Consider the following 14974-nt stretch of genomic DNA (forward strand, 5'->3'; position numbering starts at 1 on the left):
AAAGATTCACAATTTGCGCGCGATAATATCACACTTGTTTTGTTACGCACGGTTCCACCAGCCACTTCTGCCAGCTTGCGGTCACCTGCGCGCGTTCATCGGTGAAACCGTCCAGCGCCACATGGCCCGGCTGTTCCTGTAAGGCCAGATGGTGCAGCTCGTCACGCAGCGTGGTGTAGGCGCGGGTTAATGCCTGCGCCTCCTGCTCATCCATAATGTCGTTCTGCGCCAGCAGTTCCAGTATGCGCACGTTATCCGACCAGCGGGTCAGCTTCGGCTTATCGTGCGCGTGCAACAGCACCAGATACTGAGTGATAAACTCAATATCGGTAATCCCGCCCTCATCAGCTTTGATATCAAAGCGATCGCGATGTTTGTTGCCAAGGTGCGCGCGCATTTTCTCACGCATTTCCCGCACTTCGGTTTGCAGCGTACAGCCTTCGCGCGGGGTCGTCATGACCGCCTTGCGGATCGCATCGAACTGCGTTTTGAGCTGCGGATCGCCGTACACCACGCGGGCGCGCACCAGCGCCTGATGCTCCCACGTCCAGGCTTCGTTCTTCTGATAGTCGGCAAAAGCCTCCGTGGAGGTAACCAGCATGCCTGCCGCGCCGGACGGGCGCAGACGCGCATCCACTTCATACAGAATGCCGGATGAGGTGCGAGTGCTGAACAGGTGCATGATGCGCTGGGCCAGGCGCAGGTAGAACTGCCGCCCGTCGATTTCGCGCTCGCCGTCGGTCATCACGTCAACCGGACAGTCGTGGAGGAAAATCAGATCCAGATCGGAGCTGTAGCCCAGCTCCCAGCCGCCCAGCTTGCCGTAACCCACCACCGCAAAACCGCGGCCTTCGCGCTCTGCAAGGTGTTTCGGCTGCCCGTAGCGGGCCACCATCTGCACCCACGCCTGATGGACAACCGCGTCGATGATCGCTTCCGCCAGCCAGGTTAAGTGATCGCTCACTTTCATTACCGGCAGGGTGCCGGCGATATCTGCCGCCGCCACGCGCAGCATCTGCGCCTGCTTAAACTGACGAAGCGCCTCAAGCTGTTGCTCTTCGTCCTCTTCCGGTACGCGCAGCAGATACTGACGCAGCTCGTCGCGGTAAGCATCCGTCGCCGTCGGCTGATAGAGCGTATTCGGGTCGAGCAGTTCGTCGAGCAGCAGCGGATAACGCGCCAGCTTGTTCGCCACCATCGGGGAGGCGGCGCAAAGGGAAATCAGATGCTTCAGCGCGCCGGGAAACTCACTTAACAGTTCAAGGTAGGTGGTACGCGTGACGATCCCGCTCAGGAGCGGCATCATGCGCGACAGCGGCACCGGCGCATCCTCGCGGGAGCAGACATCGCTCAGCAGATGCGGCATCAGATGATCCAGCACCTGCCGACCGCGCGGGCCAATGGCGCGTTTGTTCAGTTCGAGACGGAAATCAGCAATCAACGCCACCACGCGATGGCGGGCATCGTCGCTTAAGTGCGCCAGCACCGGCGTGGTGTCATCTTCCTGAAGCGCGTCCTGCCACAGTTCGCGCCAGTGCTCGGAGAGCGCATCGTCCTGCGATTCACTTTCGTCGTCGCCGATCAGATCGTTAAAGATGCGGCGCACGCCCGCCATATGCGCTTCCAGCCGTTCCGTCAGCGCTGCCCAGTCATCCACCCGCATCCCCCAGGCCAGACGCGCCCGGTTCAGCTCATCGCCCGGTAACGTCTGGGTCTGTTCGTCGTTGATACTTTGCAGCAAATTTTCCAGACGACGCAGGAAGAGATAAGCGTCACGCAGCGTTTGCGCATCGCCTTCCGGCAGCAGATGCAGCTGCTCGATAGCGCTCAGCGTCGGCAGCAGCGAGCGGGATTGCAGAGAAGGTTCACGCCCGCCGCGTATTAGCTGGAAGACCTGGACGATAAATTCGATCTCACGAATACCGCCCGCGCCGAGCTTGATGTTGTCTTTCAGGCCACGGCGACGCACCTCGCGGGCAATCATCCCTTTCATATTTCGCAGGGACTGGATCACGCTAAAGTCGATGTAGCGGCGGAACACGAACGGGCGCAGCATGGCGCGCAGCTCGTTGGCGTAGGCATCGTCGCTGTCGCCCATGATCCGCGCTTTGACCATCGCGTAACGCTCCCAGTCGCGCCCCTGCTCCTGGTAATAATCTTCCAGCGCGGCAAAGCTCAGCACCAGTGGCCCGCTGTCGCCAAAAGGACGCAGACGCATGTCCACGCGGTAGACAAAACCATCCTGGGTGGGCTGATCCAGCGCCTTAATCAGCCGCTGGCCGAGGCGGGTAAAGAACTGGGCGTTGTCCAGCTCGCGACGACCGCCGCGCGTGGAGCCGTTTTCCGGCCAGGCAAAAATCAGATCGATGTCTGAGGAGAAATTGAGCTCGCAGCCGCCCAGCTTGCCCATCCCCAGTATCAACAGCGGTTGCGGAACCCCGTCTTCGCTGCACGGCGTGCCCCACTCTTTACAGCAGGCGGCGTAGAGCCAGTCCCGCGCGGCGACGATCAGCGTCTGCGCCAGCTCGCTCAACTGCTGCAAGGTGCTCTCTTCACTCACCAGCTCCAGCGCCTGCGCCCAGGCAATGCGTACCATCACCCGGCGGCGGAACTGACGCAGAACGCGCATCAGCGTGGGTTCATCTGCCACCTCTGCCAGCGCGGTTTGCAGCCAGCCAGCATAATGCCGCCACTCGTCAGCCTGCGGCGGCGCGCTTTCCAGCGCTGCCAGCCAGTCCGGGTAAGCGCTGACGCTCTCCTGCACAAAATCACTGAACGTGAGCACGCTTTTCGCCTGCTCGCTTAACGATGACGCGGGTAACGACTCAGGCAGGCGTTCACAAACGGTCTGCCAGTGCTGCTGTAACTGCGAAGAAAGCGGCATATCAGGGGTTCCTTGCCAGAATTAACGTTTTCCGCTGTGCAGCCAGTACGGATCCTGCGAAATGGCCTCGTTGCGGAAATGCTCGATCTCAATCTGCTGACGGGTCTCGATGGCATGCTTAAGCCCCTGCCAGTTCTCCAGCCAGGCCTGCGCCTTCACGCCCTCATACGCACCTGACAGCAGCAACATGCTGTCGATGTTACGCGCCAGGCGGGGAAGCTGATCGCCATACTGATCGCCCAGCGGATGCGCGAAGGTGGTTCGCAGCTCGGCCGCGTGACGGGAGAGGTGGATATCCGCAAAACGTTTGAAGTTTTCCGCGATTTTAGTCTGCCCTTTCGCATCGAGGAAAATGCGCCAGCCGCGCGTCACCAGAAATTCGGTCAACGCCAGTTTCGCGCTGGCGTTTTGCGAGCTGTAGATCGCCGTTTGTGCCGACACGTCAGAAAGCATCAGCGTTTCGGTTTGAGTGAGCAGATCACGTAAGTGAGCACTGGCTTTACGCGGTACAATACCGCCGAACAGCGCCAGGGTGTGACGCACCAGCCCCATAGCAGCGAGCACCTGTTTTTTGGCATTTTTCACGTTACGCGCCCACAGCTCCTCGTGGTACTGCCACTGAGAGAGCGCCAGCTCCAGCGCCGCTTCCATGCCCTGCTCAACGGAGGCTTTCGGCACAACGCGCAAAATCGGGGTTTCTCGCAGCACGCGCGGCGCATTCCCGGCGGCCAGGTGATAGCCGCGCGCCGCTTTACTCAGGCTGCCCTGACGCAGGCCAGGCTGGTTTACCAGCTTGCGCGCCAGCTTCAGCACGTCGCTCGCGTCGCCTTCCAGCAGTTCAAGCTCCAGCTCGCAGATCGGCTCCTGCTCTTCACCAGCCTTAATTTCACCCCGATCAAACGCGATCTCAATACGGCTCTTGCCTTCCGTCACCAGCCATTTCTCGCGCCAGAAATCGGTGCTGAACAGCGGTTGCGCCTCTGCCGACAGCGTTGCGGGCAGCGTCCCTTCCGGCCACACTTCCGCCGGAAAACGATCCAGCTCAAGTTCTGGCTTACTGATGTCGATATTGTATTCCGGACGCTGGTGCAAACCGCCCACCACGCGACCGGCGATTTTCATCGTCATCTCGTAGCGCCCGTTCGCACCACGGATGCGCAGGCCCATATCGTGGTTGCGCAGCCAGTTGTCCGGCTTTTCGTAATAGATGTTGAGCAGCTGTACGGGTTCATGGTGCTCGCCGGACAGCGTATTCAGATGCTGGCGGAGCGCGTCAGCGCTGTCTTTTTCGACGATAAACTTTAATTCGATCTCTTGTGCCATAGCCTTGTACTTTTGCGTGCGTCACAGACGCGTCGATGAAGGCGAACTTCCTCGCCATTTGTTTGTCAGTACATAGTATTTTGCGCCAAATTGCCACGCAATGAGCAATTTGACGGGCGTAAAAGTTTAAAGCGGTGGAAATCATGACACAGATGATTCCGATTGATGATGAATCCTTTGCGTAGCGACACTGATACCACTACTATCGTTCCACTTTTTATGAAAATAACGACTGATATGCTTAAATTACGCCTGATTGGACTTACTTTACTCGCTTTTAGCGCCGCAACCGCGGTCCACGCTGAAGAGAAACGTTACGTTTCTGATGAACTGAATACCTGGGTACGCAGCGGCCCTGGAGACAATTATCGCCTCGTGGGTACGGTAAATGCCGGCGAGGAAGTGACTCTGCTGCAAACTAACGCAGACACCAATTACGGTCAGGTTCGTGACAGCTCTGGCCGCACCTCATGGATCCCGCTGAAAGAGCTAAGCACAGTGCCAAGCCTGCGCACCCGCGTGCCGGATCTGGAAAATCAGGTGAAAACCCTGACCGATAAGCTGAACAACATTGACGGTACCTGGAACCAGCGCACCGCAGAGATGCAGCAGAAAGTGGCGCAAAGCGACAGCGTGATCGCCGGTCTGAAAGACGAAAATCAGAAGCTGAAAAACGAGCTGATCGTCGCACAGAAGAAAGTAAACGCCGCTAATCTACAGCTGGATGACAAACAACGCACCATCATCATGCAGTGGTTTATGTATGGCGGCGGCGTACTGGGCGTCGGTCTGGTGCTGGGTCTGGTGCTTCCTCACCTTATCCCAAGCCGTAAACGTAAAGACCGCTGGATGAACTAACTCGTCTTCTCTGCCACACTTACGTATCATCTTGCGAAAAGAGAAAACGGGAGTGTTGGCGTGAAGAGTTATCTGGTCGGTGGTGCGGTACGTGATGCGTTATTAGGTCTGCCGGTCAAAGATAAAGATTGGGTCGTGGTCGGTGCCACGCCCGAAGCGATGATTGACGCGGGCTACCAGCAGGTAGGCCGCGATTTTCCTGTGTTCCTCCATCCGAAAAGCCGCGAAGAGTACGCCCTGGCGCGTACCGAACGGAAATCGGGTTCCGGTTATACCGGCTTCACCTGCTATGCCGCGCCGGATGTCACGCTGGAGCAGGACTTACTGCGCCGCGATCTCACCATTAACGCCCTGGCGCAGGACGAAAACGGACATATCATCGACGCCTACGGCGGCCAGAACGATCTGCGCGATCGTCTTTTACGCCATATTTCCCCCGCCTTTTCTGAAGATCCGCTTCGCGTACTGCGCGTGGCGCGTTTTGCCGCCCGTTATGCCCATCTGAGCTTCCGTATCGCCGACGAGACGATGGCGCTGATGACGGCCATGACCGACGCGGGCGAGCTGGAACACCTGACGCCAGAACGCGTCTGGAAAGAGACCGAAAACGCCCTGACCACCCGCAACCCACAGGTCTTTTTCCAGGTTCTGCGCGACTGCGGGGCGCTGAAAGTGCTGTTCCCGGAAATAGACGCGCTGTTTGGCGTGCCCGCCCCGGCGAAATGGCACCCGGAAATTGATACCGGCATTCACACCCTGATGACGCTTAGCATGGCCGCTATGCTCAGCCCTGAAGTGGACGTGCGCTTTTCCACCCTCTGCCATGACCTCGGCAAAGGGTTAACGCCAAAGGAGTTGTGGCCACGCCACCACGGGCACGGTCCGGCTGGCGTAAAGCTGGTTGAAGGGCTTTGCCAGCGCCTGCGCGTGCCGAATGACATTCGCGATCTGGCAAAACTGGTCGCCGAGTTCCACGACCTGATCCACACCTTTCCGATCCTGAAACCCGCCACCATCGTCAGGCTGTTCGATAACATCGACGCCTGGCGCAAGCCGCAGCGCGTGGAGCAAATTGCGCTGACCAGCGAAGCGGACGTGCGCGGCCGTACCGGGTTTGAAGCGTCCGATTATCCGCAGGGTCGTTTGCTGCGTGAGGCGTGGGAAATCGCAAAAGCGGTGCCAACGAAAGAGGTGGTGGAGGCAGGGTTTAAAGGCCCGGAGATCCGCGAAGAGCTGACGAAACGGCGGATTGATGCGGTTGCGGCGTGGAAGGAAAAACGTTGCCCTCAGCCGAAAGACTGAGGGCGGTCGGTCATCAGAAGAAGACCACGTACACGGCAGCCGCGACGATAAAGCGGTAGATCGCGAACGGAATAAACGAGATACGCTTAATCAGTTGCAGGAAGGTTTTGATGGCAATCAGCGCCACGATAAAGGCGGTGATAAAGCCCACGGCGAACATCGGAATGTCGCCTACGGTCAGGAAGCCGATGCTTTTGTAGAGATCCAGTGCGGTGGCGCCCATCATCATCGGTACCGCCAGCAGGAACGAGAACTCAGACGCCGCGTAACGGCTCACGCCCATCAGCATCCCGCCGGAAATGGTTGCCCCTGAACGGGAGAAGCCCGGCCACAGCGCCAGACACTGGAAGCAGCCAATCATAAACGCCTGGCGATACGTCATATCGTCCAGACCTTCTGCACGCGGGGTTTTTGGCTTCAGCACTTCGGCGGCAATCAGCAGGAAGCCGCCGACAACCAGCGCGTACATCACGTTAATCGGGTTGAAAAGCGATTTTATGGTGTCGTGGAACACCAGCCCCAGCACCACCGCCGGGATCATCCCCAGCAGAATATGAATCAGCGTCAGGCGCCCCTTGCCCTCTCCTTCACGCTGCGGTAAACGCCCGAAGTGGATGCCGATCAGACCAAACAGACGACGCCAGAACATGACGACCACCGCCAGAATAGAGCCCAGCTGAATCACCACCTCAAACGTCTTTGCGGTATCGCCTTCAAAGCCCAGGAGATGGCCAACGATAATCATATGGCCCGTACTGGACACCGGCAAAAACTCCGTCAATCCTTCGACCACACCCAGAATTGCCGCCACCAGCAGCGAGTGCATATCGCTCATCTATAAACCCCTAAAAAGATATAAAAAAACGGTGTCCCACGCGGACAACCGTGAAAGATACAGCTTTAAGACCGATATAACCTAAAATGGTTTAGCTATTATGACGTTAAATCTTTTCCTTTCAGATTTGTGCCACGCTCAATGATGACGCCCACGTTGGCGGCGCGCGCCACCGCGCCCGGCTTGCTTAGTTTGATGCGCACCCACGGGGAGTTAAATTTGCTCAGTAGCAGGTCCGCTACCTCTTCCGCCACGCGTTCCACCAGCGCAAAACGTTGTCCTTCCACGTGGCCGATGACCGCTTCACTGATGTCGGCGTAGCTCAGACAGTCATTCACATCATCGCTTTTTGCTGACTTGCGGTTATCCCAGCCCATTTCGATATCGAACACCAGTTTCTGCTCGATGGTCTGTTCCCAGTCGTAAACACCAATTGTGGTGATTACCGAAAGTTGCTCTATAAATACAATATCCATCACGACCTGCCTGCTTTTTGGCTAAACCGGATACCACTTCCGGCGAATTATGCGTATTATCCACAGATGCTGAGAATACAGATACATTTTCAAAACGGAACAGCGTTATGAGTGCAATCGCGCCTGGAATGATTATCCTCGCCTACCTTTGCGGCTCAATCTCCAGCGCCATTCTGGTCTGCCGCATCGCCGGGTTGCCTGACCCGCGTGAAAGTGGTTCCGGGAATCCGGGGGCGACCAATGTACTACGAATTGGCGGCAAGGGAGCAGCCGTAGCGGTTTTGATTTTTGATGTTCTGAAAGGAATGCTCCCCGTCTGGGGTGCGTATGCGCTGGGCGTCACACCCTTCTGGCTGGGGCTGATTGCTATCGCCGCCTGCGTCGGCCATATCTGGCCCGTTTTCTTTGGTTTTAAAGGCGGTAAAGGCGTTGCAACCGCGTTTGGCGCGATTGCGCCGATCGGCTGGGATCTCACTGGCGTGATGGCGGGCACCTGGCTGCTGACCATCCTGCTGAGCGGCTATTCATCGCTGGGCGCCATCGTCAGCGCGCTGATCGCTCCGTTTTATGTCTGGTGGTTCAAACCGCAGTTTACCTTCCCGGTATCGATGCTCTCGTGCCTGATCCTGCTGCGTCATCATGACAACATTCAGCGCCTGTGGCGTCGTCAGGAAACCAAAATCTGGACGAAGCTCAAGCGTAAAAAGAAAGACGCTCAGTAAACCGTTCGTTATGCCTTATAACCAAATGTGATTTTTGTCCCCTTCTGCCTGTGGTAACTGTTAGGTACACAACACAACCACATAAAAGAAAATGGCAGAAATCACAGACACAACTCCCCTCCCAACGGCAGGAAACACCCCGGATGGCGACATCAAGTGGGTACGCAGCGCATCGGACGTTTCACGTCTCGTTAATGACGGCTCTCAGGGCCGGGCCAATGCCCGCATCGTGGTCGGCATCGCGCTCGGGGGAATTTTTCTCGATGCCTACGATCTCGGCGCGCTGGCATTTGGCATCAAAGACATCACCCGCGAATTTAACCTGACGCCCGCTGGTACCGGCATGGTGGCTTCAGCCATTACCTTTGGTGCCATTGTCGGGGCGCTGCTCGGCGGCTATCTTACGGATAAAATCGGGCGCTACCGCGTCTTTATGGCCGACATGGTGTTCTTTGTCGTCGCCGCCATCGCCTGTGCGCTGGCTCCGAACGAATATGTGCTGGCGGGCGCGCGCTTTGTGATGGGTCTTGGCGTCGGGATCGACCTTCCCGTGGCGATGGCGTTTCTCAGCGAGTTCGCCAGGCTGAAAGGCCCGGGGAATAAAGCCTCCAGCGTGGCAATGTGGTGCCCCACCTGGTATGCGGCCATCAGCATCTCTTATCTTCTGGTGCTCTTCTTCTACGCCGTGCTGCCGGAAGGCCACAGCGACTGGCTCTGGCGTCTGATCCTTGGCTTCGGCGCGGTGCCCGCGCTGGTGATTATCGCCATCCGCAGCCGTTATATGAGCGAATCCCCGGTCTGGGCGGCGAATCAGGGCAATCTGAAAGAGGCGGCGTCCATCCTGCGGCAGTCGTACAACATTAATGCCCACGTGCCACAGGATGCGCTTGACCAGCCCGCGCCGGTGGTCAATAAGGCAAAATGGTCGAACTACCTGAACCTGTTCCGCGGTATCTATCTGCGGCGTACCACGCTCGCCACGCTGCTGTCGGTCGTCTCCTCGTTCGCCTATAACGCCGTAGCCTTTGGCCTGCCGGTGATCATCTCCAGCTTCTTTGTGCAGTCGATGCTGACCACCATTCTGATCTCGCTGGCGCTTAACCTGCTGTTTGCGTTTGTCGGCGGGCTGCTGGCGGTGCGCTATGTTCCGCGCTTCGGCGCATGGCGGATGTCTCTGGCGGGTTATGCGTGCCAGCTTACGGCGCTGCTCGGTCTGGCGCTGATTGGCCGCCCTGACGGGGCCACGGAAGGCGTGGTCGCCGTCGCGATGCTGGCGCTGTTCCTGTTTGGCCAGGGTTTTGGTCCGGGTGCGCATACCATGACGTTTGCCTCCTTGAGCTACCCGACCTCGCTGCGCGGCGTGGGCGTGGGGCTTAACCAGACGCTGATGCGCAGCAGTTCAACGCTGTCACTGTTTCTGTTCCCGCTGCTGGTCGCGTCGCTGGATACCGCCGTGTTCTGGGTGATTGCGCTGGCGCCGTTTATCGGCCTGGTATCGCTGCTGGCGATCCGTTGGGAGCCGTCGGGGTATGATGTGGATGCAGAGGATTATCGTTAACCTTTCTTGCCGGGTGACGCTGCGCTTACCCGGCCTACATTACTGAAACCGGCTCACATGAACCGGTTTTTTTATCCATAAGCGACTCATATGACAGCCTTCATTTCCGCCAGGGCATACTGAAACGTACCCCGATAGTGTGGAAATGGAAGCACCATGTTAGCAACTCAGGTCACTGATAATTCATACAAAGGCTGGCAGGCCACGCTTGCCCTCCAGTTTTGTTATACCCCTGAGAAAACCCTCCTCCATTTCGCGCGTCACACCGGGCCGCTCACCGTTCAGCGCCCGTTTTATCCCGAAGGGGAAACCTGTCACCTTTACCTGCTGCATCCGCCAGGCGGGATTGTGGGCGGGGATACGCTGGATATTTCCGTGCGGCTCGACGCCAAAAGCCATGCCCTCATCACCATGCCCGGCGCCAGCAAGTTCTATCGCAGCAGCGGCCCGCTGGCCTGTCTGAATCAGCATTTTTACCTCGACGAAGAGGCCACGCTGGAGTGGCTGCCGCAGGACACCATAATTTTCCCCGGCGCTAACGCCGCGCTGCGTTCCGTCTTCCATCTTAAGGCCACCAGCACGCTGCTGGCGTGGGAGCTGTACTGTCTGGGCCGTCCGGTGATAAACGAATCCTTCAGCCACGGCACGCTGGAGAGCCGCCTTGAGGTGTGGGTGGATGGCGAGCCGCGTTTGATTGAGCGACTGCATCTTAACGATGGCGATCTGTCGCCCGTCGCAGGCCATCCGTGGGTCGGCACGCTGCTGTTCTACCCGGCCCGGGAAGCTCATCTTGATAAAGTGCGCGAGCGGCTCGCCCCGCTGGAAAACTTTGGCGGGGCGACGCTCACCGACGACCTGCTGTCGGTGCGTTTTCTCTCCCACGACAACCTCATTTGCCAGCGGGTGATGCGCGATATCTGGCAGTCGCTTCGCCCGCTTTTAACCCCCAAAACCGCCTGTTCGCCGCGTATCTGGCAGACATAAGAGAAACGCTATGGAACTGACTCCCAGAGAAAAAGACAAGCTGTTGCTGTTCACCGCCGCGCTGGTTGCCGAACGCCGCCTCGCGCGCGGGGTAAAGCTCAACTACCCGGAATCGGTCGCGCTGATCAGCGCCTTTATTATGGAAGGCGCGCGCGATGGCGAAACCGTCGCCTCGCTGATGGAAGCCGGCCGCCACGTCCTGACGCGCGATCAGGTGATGGAGGGCGTGCCGGAGATGATCCCGGATATCCAGGTGGAAGCCACCTTCCCGGATGGATCCAAGCTCGTCACCGTCCACAATCCGATCGTGTAAGGAGCGCGTGATGATCCCAGGCGAATACCGGATCCAGTCCGGCAACATTGCGCTCAACGTCGGGCGCGAAACCCGAAGTGTGATCGTGGAAAACCACGGCGACAGGCCGATCCAGGTCGGCTCGCATTACCACTTTTACGAGGTCAACCCGGCGTTGAAATTCGATCGCGAAGCCACCCGAGGCTACCGACTCAACATCCCGGCCGGCACTGCCGTGCGCTTCGAACCCGGCCAGAAGCGGGAAGTGACGCTGGTGCAGGTGACGGGCGCGCAGCGCATTTTCGGTTTTCGCGGCGAGGTCATGGGCGAGGTGAAACATGGCTGAGATTTCACGCCAGGCGTATGCCGATATGTTCGGCCCCACTACCGGGGATAAAGTGCGGCTGGCCGACAGCGAGCTGTGGATCGAAGTGGAGGACGATCTCACGATCTACGGCGAAGAGGTTAAATTCGGCGGCGGAAAAGTGATCCGCGACGGCATGGGACAGGGGCAGATGACCGCCGACGACTGCGTGGATCTGGTGCTCACCAACGCGCTGATTGTCGATCACTGGGGGATTGTGAAAGCGGATATCGGCATAAAAGATGGGCGGATCTTCGCCGTCGGCAAAGCCGGAAACCCGGACATTCAGCCCGGCGTGACGATCCCGATTGGCGCGGCAACGGAAGTGATCGCCGCCGAAGGGAAGATCGTCACCGCTGGCGGGATCGACACCCACATCCACTGGATCTGTCCGCAGCAGGCGGAAGAGGCGCTGGTCTCCGGCGTCACCACCATGATCGGCGGCGGCACCGGCCCTGCGGCAGGTACAAACGCCACCACCTGCACGCCGGGGCCGTGGTATATCGCCCGCATGTTGCAGGCCGCCGATACGCTGCCGGTGAATATTGGCCTGCTGGGCAAAGGGAACGGTTCAAACCCGGACGCGCTGCGCGAGCAGATCGCGGCTGGCGCCATCGGGCTTAAGATCCACGAAGACTGGGGCGCGACGCCTGCGGCAATCAACTGCTCGCTGGAGGTCGCTGAAGAGATGGATATTCAGGTGGCGCTACACAGCGACACGCTGAACGAGTCCGGTTTTGTCGAAGACACGCTGGCTGCCATCGCCGGGCGCACCATCCACACCTTCCACACCGAAGGGGCGGGCGGCGGCCATGCGCCGGATATCATCACCGCCTGCGCGCACCCGAATATTTTGCCCTCCTCCACCAACCCGACGCTGCCCTACACGGTGAATACCATCGACGAGCACCTGGACATGCTGATGGTCTGTCACCATCTCGACCCGGATATCGCCGAGGACGTGGCGTTTGCGGAATCCCGTATTCGTCGGGAAACCATCGCCGCCGAAGACGTGCTGCACGATATCGGCGCGTTCTCGCTCACCTCGTCAGATTCACAGGCCATGGGCCGCGTGGGGGAAGTGATTATCCGCACCTGGCAGGTGGCGCACCGCATGAAGGTGCAGCGCGGCGCACTGCCGGAAGAGACCGGCGAGAACGACAACTTCCGCGTGAAGCGCTATGTCGCCAAATACACCATTAATCCGGCTCTTACCCACGGCATCGCCCATGAGGTCGGTTCTATTGAGGCGGGCAAGCTGGCGGATCTGGTGGTCTGGTCCCCCGCTTTCTTTGGCGTCAAACCGGCCACCATCGTCAAAGGCGGGATGATCGCCTGCGCGCCGATGGGCGACATCAACGCCTCGATCCCCACGCCGCAGCCGGTGCATTACCGCCCGATGTTTGGTGCACTTGGTGCCGCACGCCACGCCACGCGGCTGACGTTTGTCTCGCAGGCCGCTGATGCCAGCGGCATTCCGCAGCGGCTCGGATTGCAAAGCGCCACTGCGGTGGTGAAAGGCTGCCGGACGGTGAAAAAGGCCGACATGATCCACAACGATTTACAGCCGAATATCACCGTTGACTCGCAAACCTATGAGGTTCGCGTCGACGGCGAATTGATCACCAGCGAACCGGCAGAAGTTTTGCCGATGGCGCAACGCTATTTTCTGTTTTGAGGAGTGATGATGATTTATTTAACCCAACGCCTGGACCACGCGCACCCCGTCACCGCCAGCGTTACGCTGCCGATTGACGTGCGGGTAAAAAGCCGCGCCCGCGTGGCGCTGAACGACGGCCGCGAAGCCGGGCTAATGCTGCCGCGCGGCCTGCTGCTGCGCGGGGGCGACCTGCTGACTACCGACGACGGCAGCGAAGTGATCGAAGTGATCGCCGCCCCGGAGTCGGTTTCCGTGGTGCGCTGCGCCGACCCGTTCCTGCTCGCCCGCGCCTGTTATCACCTGGGCAACCGCCACGTGCCGCTGCAAATCATGCCCGGCGAACTGCGCTACCACCACGATCACGTTCTCGACGACATGCTACGTCAGTTCGGGCTGGAGGTGACCTTCGCCAGCCTGCCCTTTGAACCGGAAGCGGGCGCTTACACCAGCGATGCCCACAGCCATGACCACTCCCACGCTCATTCACATTAAGGACTCATCATGCGTAAGTATTTGCCGTTGTTTCTGCTGGCCTTTTCCGTTCCGGCGCTTGCCCATCCCGGTCACGGGACCGACAGCTTTCAGGCAGGTTTTCTCCATCCGCTGACCGGGCTGGATCACCTGCTGATGCTGACGGGGGCTGGCGTGCTGTCCGCCCTGAGCGGCCGCAAGCTGCTGCTGCCGTTAGCAACGCTCGGCATGATGCTTGCTGGCGCCGTTGCGGGCAGCCTGCTCGGCGGCTTTAGCGGCATGGAGATGCTGATTATCGCCTCGCTGGCGGTCTGCGGCGTGATGATGTTTAAGACTGAAAATCGCCTGCTGCTGGCAGTGCCAGCCCTGGTGATGTTCCACGGCTGGGCGCACGGCGTGGAGATGTCCGGCCACAGCTTCTGGCTCTTTACCAGCGGATTTATGTTAGCCAGTGCCACGGTGCTGTGCGCCAGCTTCGCGGCAGGGCTGCTGCTGCGCCGTCACGACGGCCTGCGTAAAACCTTCGGCGGCGGGCTGATCGTCTCTGCCCTGCTGGCGTTGATGAGCTGATGGAGCATGCCCGCCAGCGGCTGCGCCTGATGCAGCTCTCCAGCAGTAGCCTGCCGGTCGGATCGTATACCTGGTCACAGGGGCTGGAGTGGGCTGTCGAGGCCGGGTGGATCACGGACGCTGAGGCCTTCAGGCGCTGGCAGATCCAGCAGATGGAGCAGAGCTTTTTCTGCGTCGACCTGCCGCTGTTTATCCGCCTGTACTGTGCCTGCGAGCAGCAGGACGTCGCGGCAGCAAAACGCTGGACGGCATACCTCCTCGCCTGTCGGGAAACGCGCGAACTGCGCGAGGAAGAACGCAACCGCGGCGCGGCCTTTACGCGCCTGGTTAAAAGCTGGGAACCCGCCTGCCCGGCAGAATGGCTGCCGCTGTTGATGCAGAGCCAGCTCGGCGGTATGGCGTGGCTCGGCGTGCGCTGGGGCATTAGCGCGCGCGAGCTGGCGCTGAGCCTCGGCTACAGCTGGATTGAGAGCGCGGTGATGGCGGGCGTCAAGCTGGTGCCGTTTGGGCAGCAGGCCGCACAACAGCTGATTATCGACCTGAGCGACCATTTTGCCGCCGGGTTTGAACAGGCATTTTTACGTGGCGACGACGCGCTGGGGGCAGCTACACCGCTGTCCGCCATCGCCTCCGCACGCCACGAAACCCAATATTCACGACTATTCCGTTCCTGAG

General features: G+C 59.4%; 15 protein-coding genes. 11 read left to right on the forward strand and 4 right to left on the reverse strand.

What is annotated here, in order from left to right; genetic code table 11:
- Window positions 1-28 precede the first annotated feature (28 nt).
- Both glnE and INF86_RS12865 read right to left on the reverse strand, forming a co-directional pair.
- Window positions 29-2884, reverse strand: a complete 2856-nt coding sequence (glnE, locus tag INF86_RS12860) for a bifunctional [glutamate--ammonia ligase]-adenylyl-L-tyrosine phosphorylase/[glutamate--ammonia-ligase] adenylyltransferase (protein WP_193543589.1) — start codon at window positions 2882-2884, stop codon at window positions 29-31.
- A gap of 21 nt (window positions 2885-2905) precedes the next feature.
- Entirely contained in the window at window positions 2906-4207 is a 1302-nt protein-coding gene (locus INF86_RS12865; RefSeq protein WP_193543590.1) for an inorganic triphosphatase, read from the reverse strand.
- Between the two features lie 237 nt (window positions 4208-4444).
- On the opposite strand from INF86_RS12865, the gene INF86_RS12870 reads away from it, so the two are divergent.
- Complete coding sequence (locus tag INF86_RS12870) at window positions 4445-5065, forward strand: TIGR04211 family SH3 domain-containing protein (RefSeq protein ID WP_001303390.1); 621 nt, start codon at window positions 4445-4447, stop codon at window positions 5063-5065.
- Window positions 5066-5125: 60 nt separating this feature from the next.
- The gene (locus tag INF86_RS12875) at window positions 5126-6367 is read left to right on the forward strand and encodes a multifunctional CCA addition/repair protein (protein ID WP_023298627.1); all 1242 of its coding nucleotides are present in this window, start codon (window positions 5126-5128) and stop codon (window positions 6365-6367) included.
- A gap of 13 nt (window positions 6368-6380) precedes the next feature.
- On the opposite strand, the gene bacA is transcribed toward INF86_RS12875, so the two are convergent.
- Entirely contained in the window at window positions 6381-7202 is an 822-nt protein-coding gene (bacA, locus tag INF86_RS12880) for an undecaprenyl-diphosphate phosphatase (RefSeq protein ID WP_003862545.1), read from the reverse strand.
- A 98-nt stretch (window positions 7203-7300) separates the two neighbouring features.
- Entirely contained in the window at window positions 7301-7678 is a 378-nt protein-coding gene (gene folB, locus INF86_RS12885) for a bifunctional dihydroneopterin aldolase/7,8-dihydroneopterin epimerase (RefSeq protein ID WP_023306975.1), read from the reverse strand.
- A 107-nt stretch (window positions 7679-7785) separates the two neighbouring features.
- Between folB and plsY the strand changes: the two genes are divergently transcribed.
- From plsY to INF86_RS12930, 9 genes are all read left to right on the forward strand, one after another.
- Complete coding sequence (gene plsY / locus INF86_RS12890) at window positions 7786-8400, forward strand: glycerol-3-phosphate 1-O-acyltransferase PlsY (RefSeq protein ID WP_022649440.1); 615 nt, start codon at window positions 7786-7788, stop codon at window positions 8398-8400.
- A gap of 91 nt (window positions 8401-8491) precedes the next feature.
- A complete protein-coding gene (locus tag INF86_RS12895; protein ID WP_193543591.1) occupies window positions 8492-9958 on the forward strand; it encodes an MFS transporter in 1467 nt (488 codons plus the stop codon).
- Between the two features lie 156 nt (window positions 9959-10114).
- The gene (locus INF86_RS12900) at window positions 10115-10942 is read left to right on the forward strand and encodes an urease accessory protein UreD (protein WP_126490506.1); all 828 of its coding nucleotides are present in this window, start codon (window positions 10115-10117) and stop codon (window positions 10940-10942) included.
- A gap of 10 nt (window positions 10943-10952) precedes the next feature.
- Window positions 10953-11255, forward strand: a complete 303-nt coding sequence (locus INF86_RS12905) for an urease subunit gamma (protein ID WP_003862556.1) — start codon at window positions 10953-10955, stop codon at window positions 11253-11255.
- A 10-nt stretch (window positions 11256-11265) separates the two neighbouring features.
- Window positions 11266-11580 (forward strand): urease subunit beta, encoded by a 315-nt coding sequence (locus INF86_RS12910; protein WP_015571906.1) that lies wholly within the window; start codon window positions 11266-11268, stop codon window positions 11578-11580.
- Window positions 11573-13276, forward strand: coding sequence for an urease subunit alpha (ureC, locus tag INF86_RS12915; protein ID WP_058646839.1), 1704 nt, complete (start codon window positions 11573-11575; stop codon window positions 13274-13276). The genes INF86_RS12910 and ureC overlap by 8 nt, the downstream gene beginning before the upstream one ends.
- 9 nt (window positions 13277-13285) lie before the next feature.
- On the forward strand, window positions 13286-13750 hold the full coding sequence (ureE, locus tag INF86_RS12920) for an urease accessory protein UreE (protein ID WP_045622949.1): 465 nt from the start codon (window positions 13286-13288) through the stop codon (window positions 13748-13750).
- Window positions 13751-13759: 9 nt separating this feature from the next.
- Complete coding sequence (locus tag INF86_RS12925) at window positions 13760-14299, forward strand: HupE/UreJ family protein (protein WP_193543592.1); 540 nt, start codon at window positions 13760-13762, stop codon at window positions 14297-14299.
- Window positions 14299-14973, forward strand: coding sequence for an urease accessory protein UreF (locus INF86_RS12930; protein WP_032626324.1), 675 nt, complete (start codon window positions 14299-14301; stop codon window positions 14971-14973). The genes INF86_RS12925 and INF86_RS12930 overlap by 1 nt, the downstream gene beginning before the upstream one ends.
- The last annotated feature ends 1 nt before the right edge of the window (window position 14974 follow it).

Origin of the sequence: Enterobacter cloacae complex sp. I1M (assembly GCF_014982425.1) — a bacterium.
Taxonomy (GTDB): domain Bacteria; phylum Pseudomonadota; class Gammaproteobacteria; order Enterobacterales; family Enterobacteriaceae; genus Enterobacter; species Enterobacter intestinihominis.

Coding starts and splice junctions, on each gene's coding strand:
- ureC (WP_058646839.1), top strand. CDS start 11,573: ATGGCTGAGATTTCACGCCAGGCGTATGCCGATATGTTCGGCCCCACT.
- INF86_RS12925 (WP_193543592.1), top strand. CDS start 13,760: ATGCGTAAGTATTTGCCGTTGTTTCTGCTGGCCTTTTCCGTTCCGGCG.
- bacA (WP_003862545.1), bottom strand. CDS start 7,202: ATGAGCGATATGCACTCGCTGCTGGTGGCGGCAATTCTGGGTGTGGTC.
- ureE (WP_045622949.1), top strand. CDS start 13,286: ATGATTTATTTAACCCAACGCCTGGACCACGCGCACCCCGTCACCGCC.
- folB (WP_023306975.1), bottom strand. CDS start 7,678: ATGGATATTGTATTTATAGAGCAACTTTCGGTAATCACCACAATTGGT.
- INF86_RS12865 (WP_193543590.1), bottom strand. CDS start 4,207: ATGGCACAAGAGATCGAATTAAAGTTTATCGTCGAAAAAGACAGCGCT.
- INF86_RS12905 (WP_003862556.1), top strand. CDS start 10,953: ATGGAACTGACTCCCAGAGAAAAAGACAAGCTGTTGCTGTTCACCGCC.
- INF86_RS12910 (WP_015571906.1), top strand. CDS start 11,266: ATGATCCCAGGCGAATACCGGATCCAGTCCGGCAACATTGCGCTCAAC.
- plsY (WP_022649440.1), top strand. CDS start 7,786: ATGAGTGCAATCGCGCCTGGAATGATTATCCTCGCCTACCTTTGCGGC.
- INF86_RS12870 (WP_001303390.1), top strand. CDS start 4,445: ATGCTTAAATTACGCCTGATTGGACTTACTTTACTCGCTTTTAGCGCC.
- INF86_RS12930 (WP_032626324.1), top strand. CDS start 14,299: ATGGAGCATGCCCGCCAGCGGCTGCGCCTGATGCAGCTCTCCAGCAGT.
- INF86_RS12895 (WP_193543591.1), top strand. CDS start 8,492: ATGGCAGAAATCACAGACACAACTCCCCTCCCAACGGCAGGAAACACC.
- INF86_RS12900 (WP_126490506.1), top strand. CDS start 10,115: ATGTTAGCAACTCAGGTCACTGATAATTCATACAAAGGCTGGCAGGCC.
- glnE (WP_193543589.1), bottom strand. CDS start 2,884: ATGCCGCTTTCTTCGCAGTTACAGCAGCACTGGCAGACCGTTTGTGAA.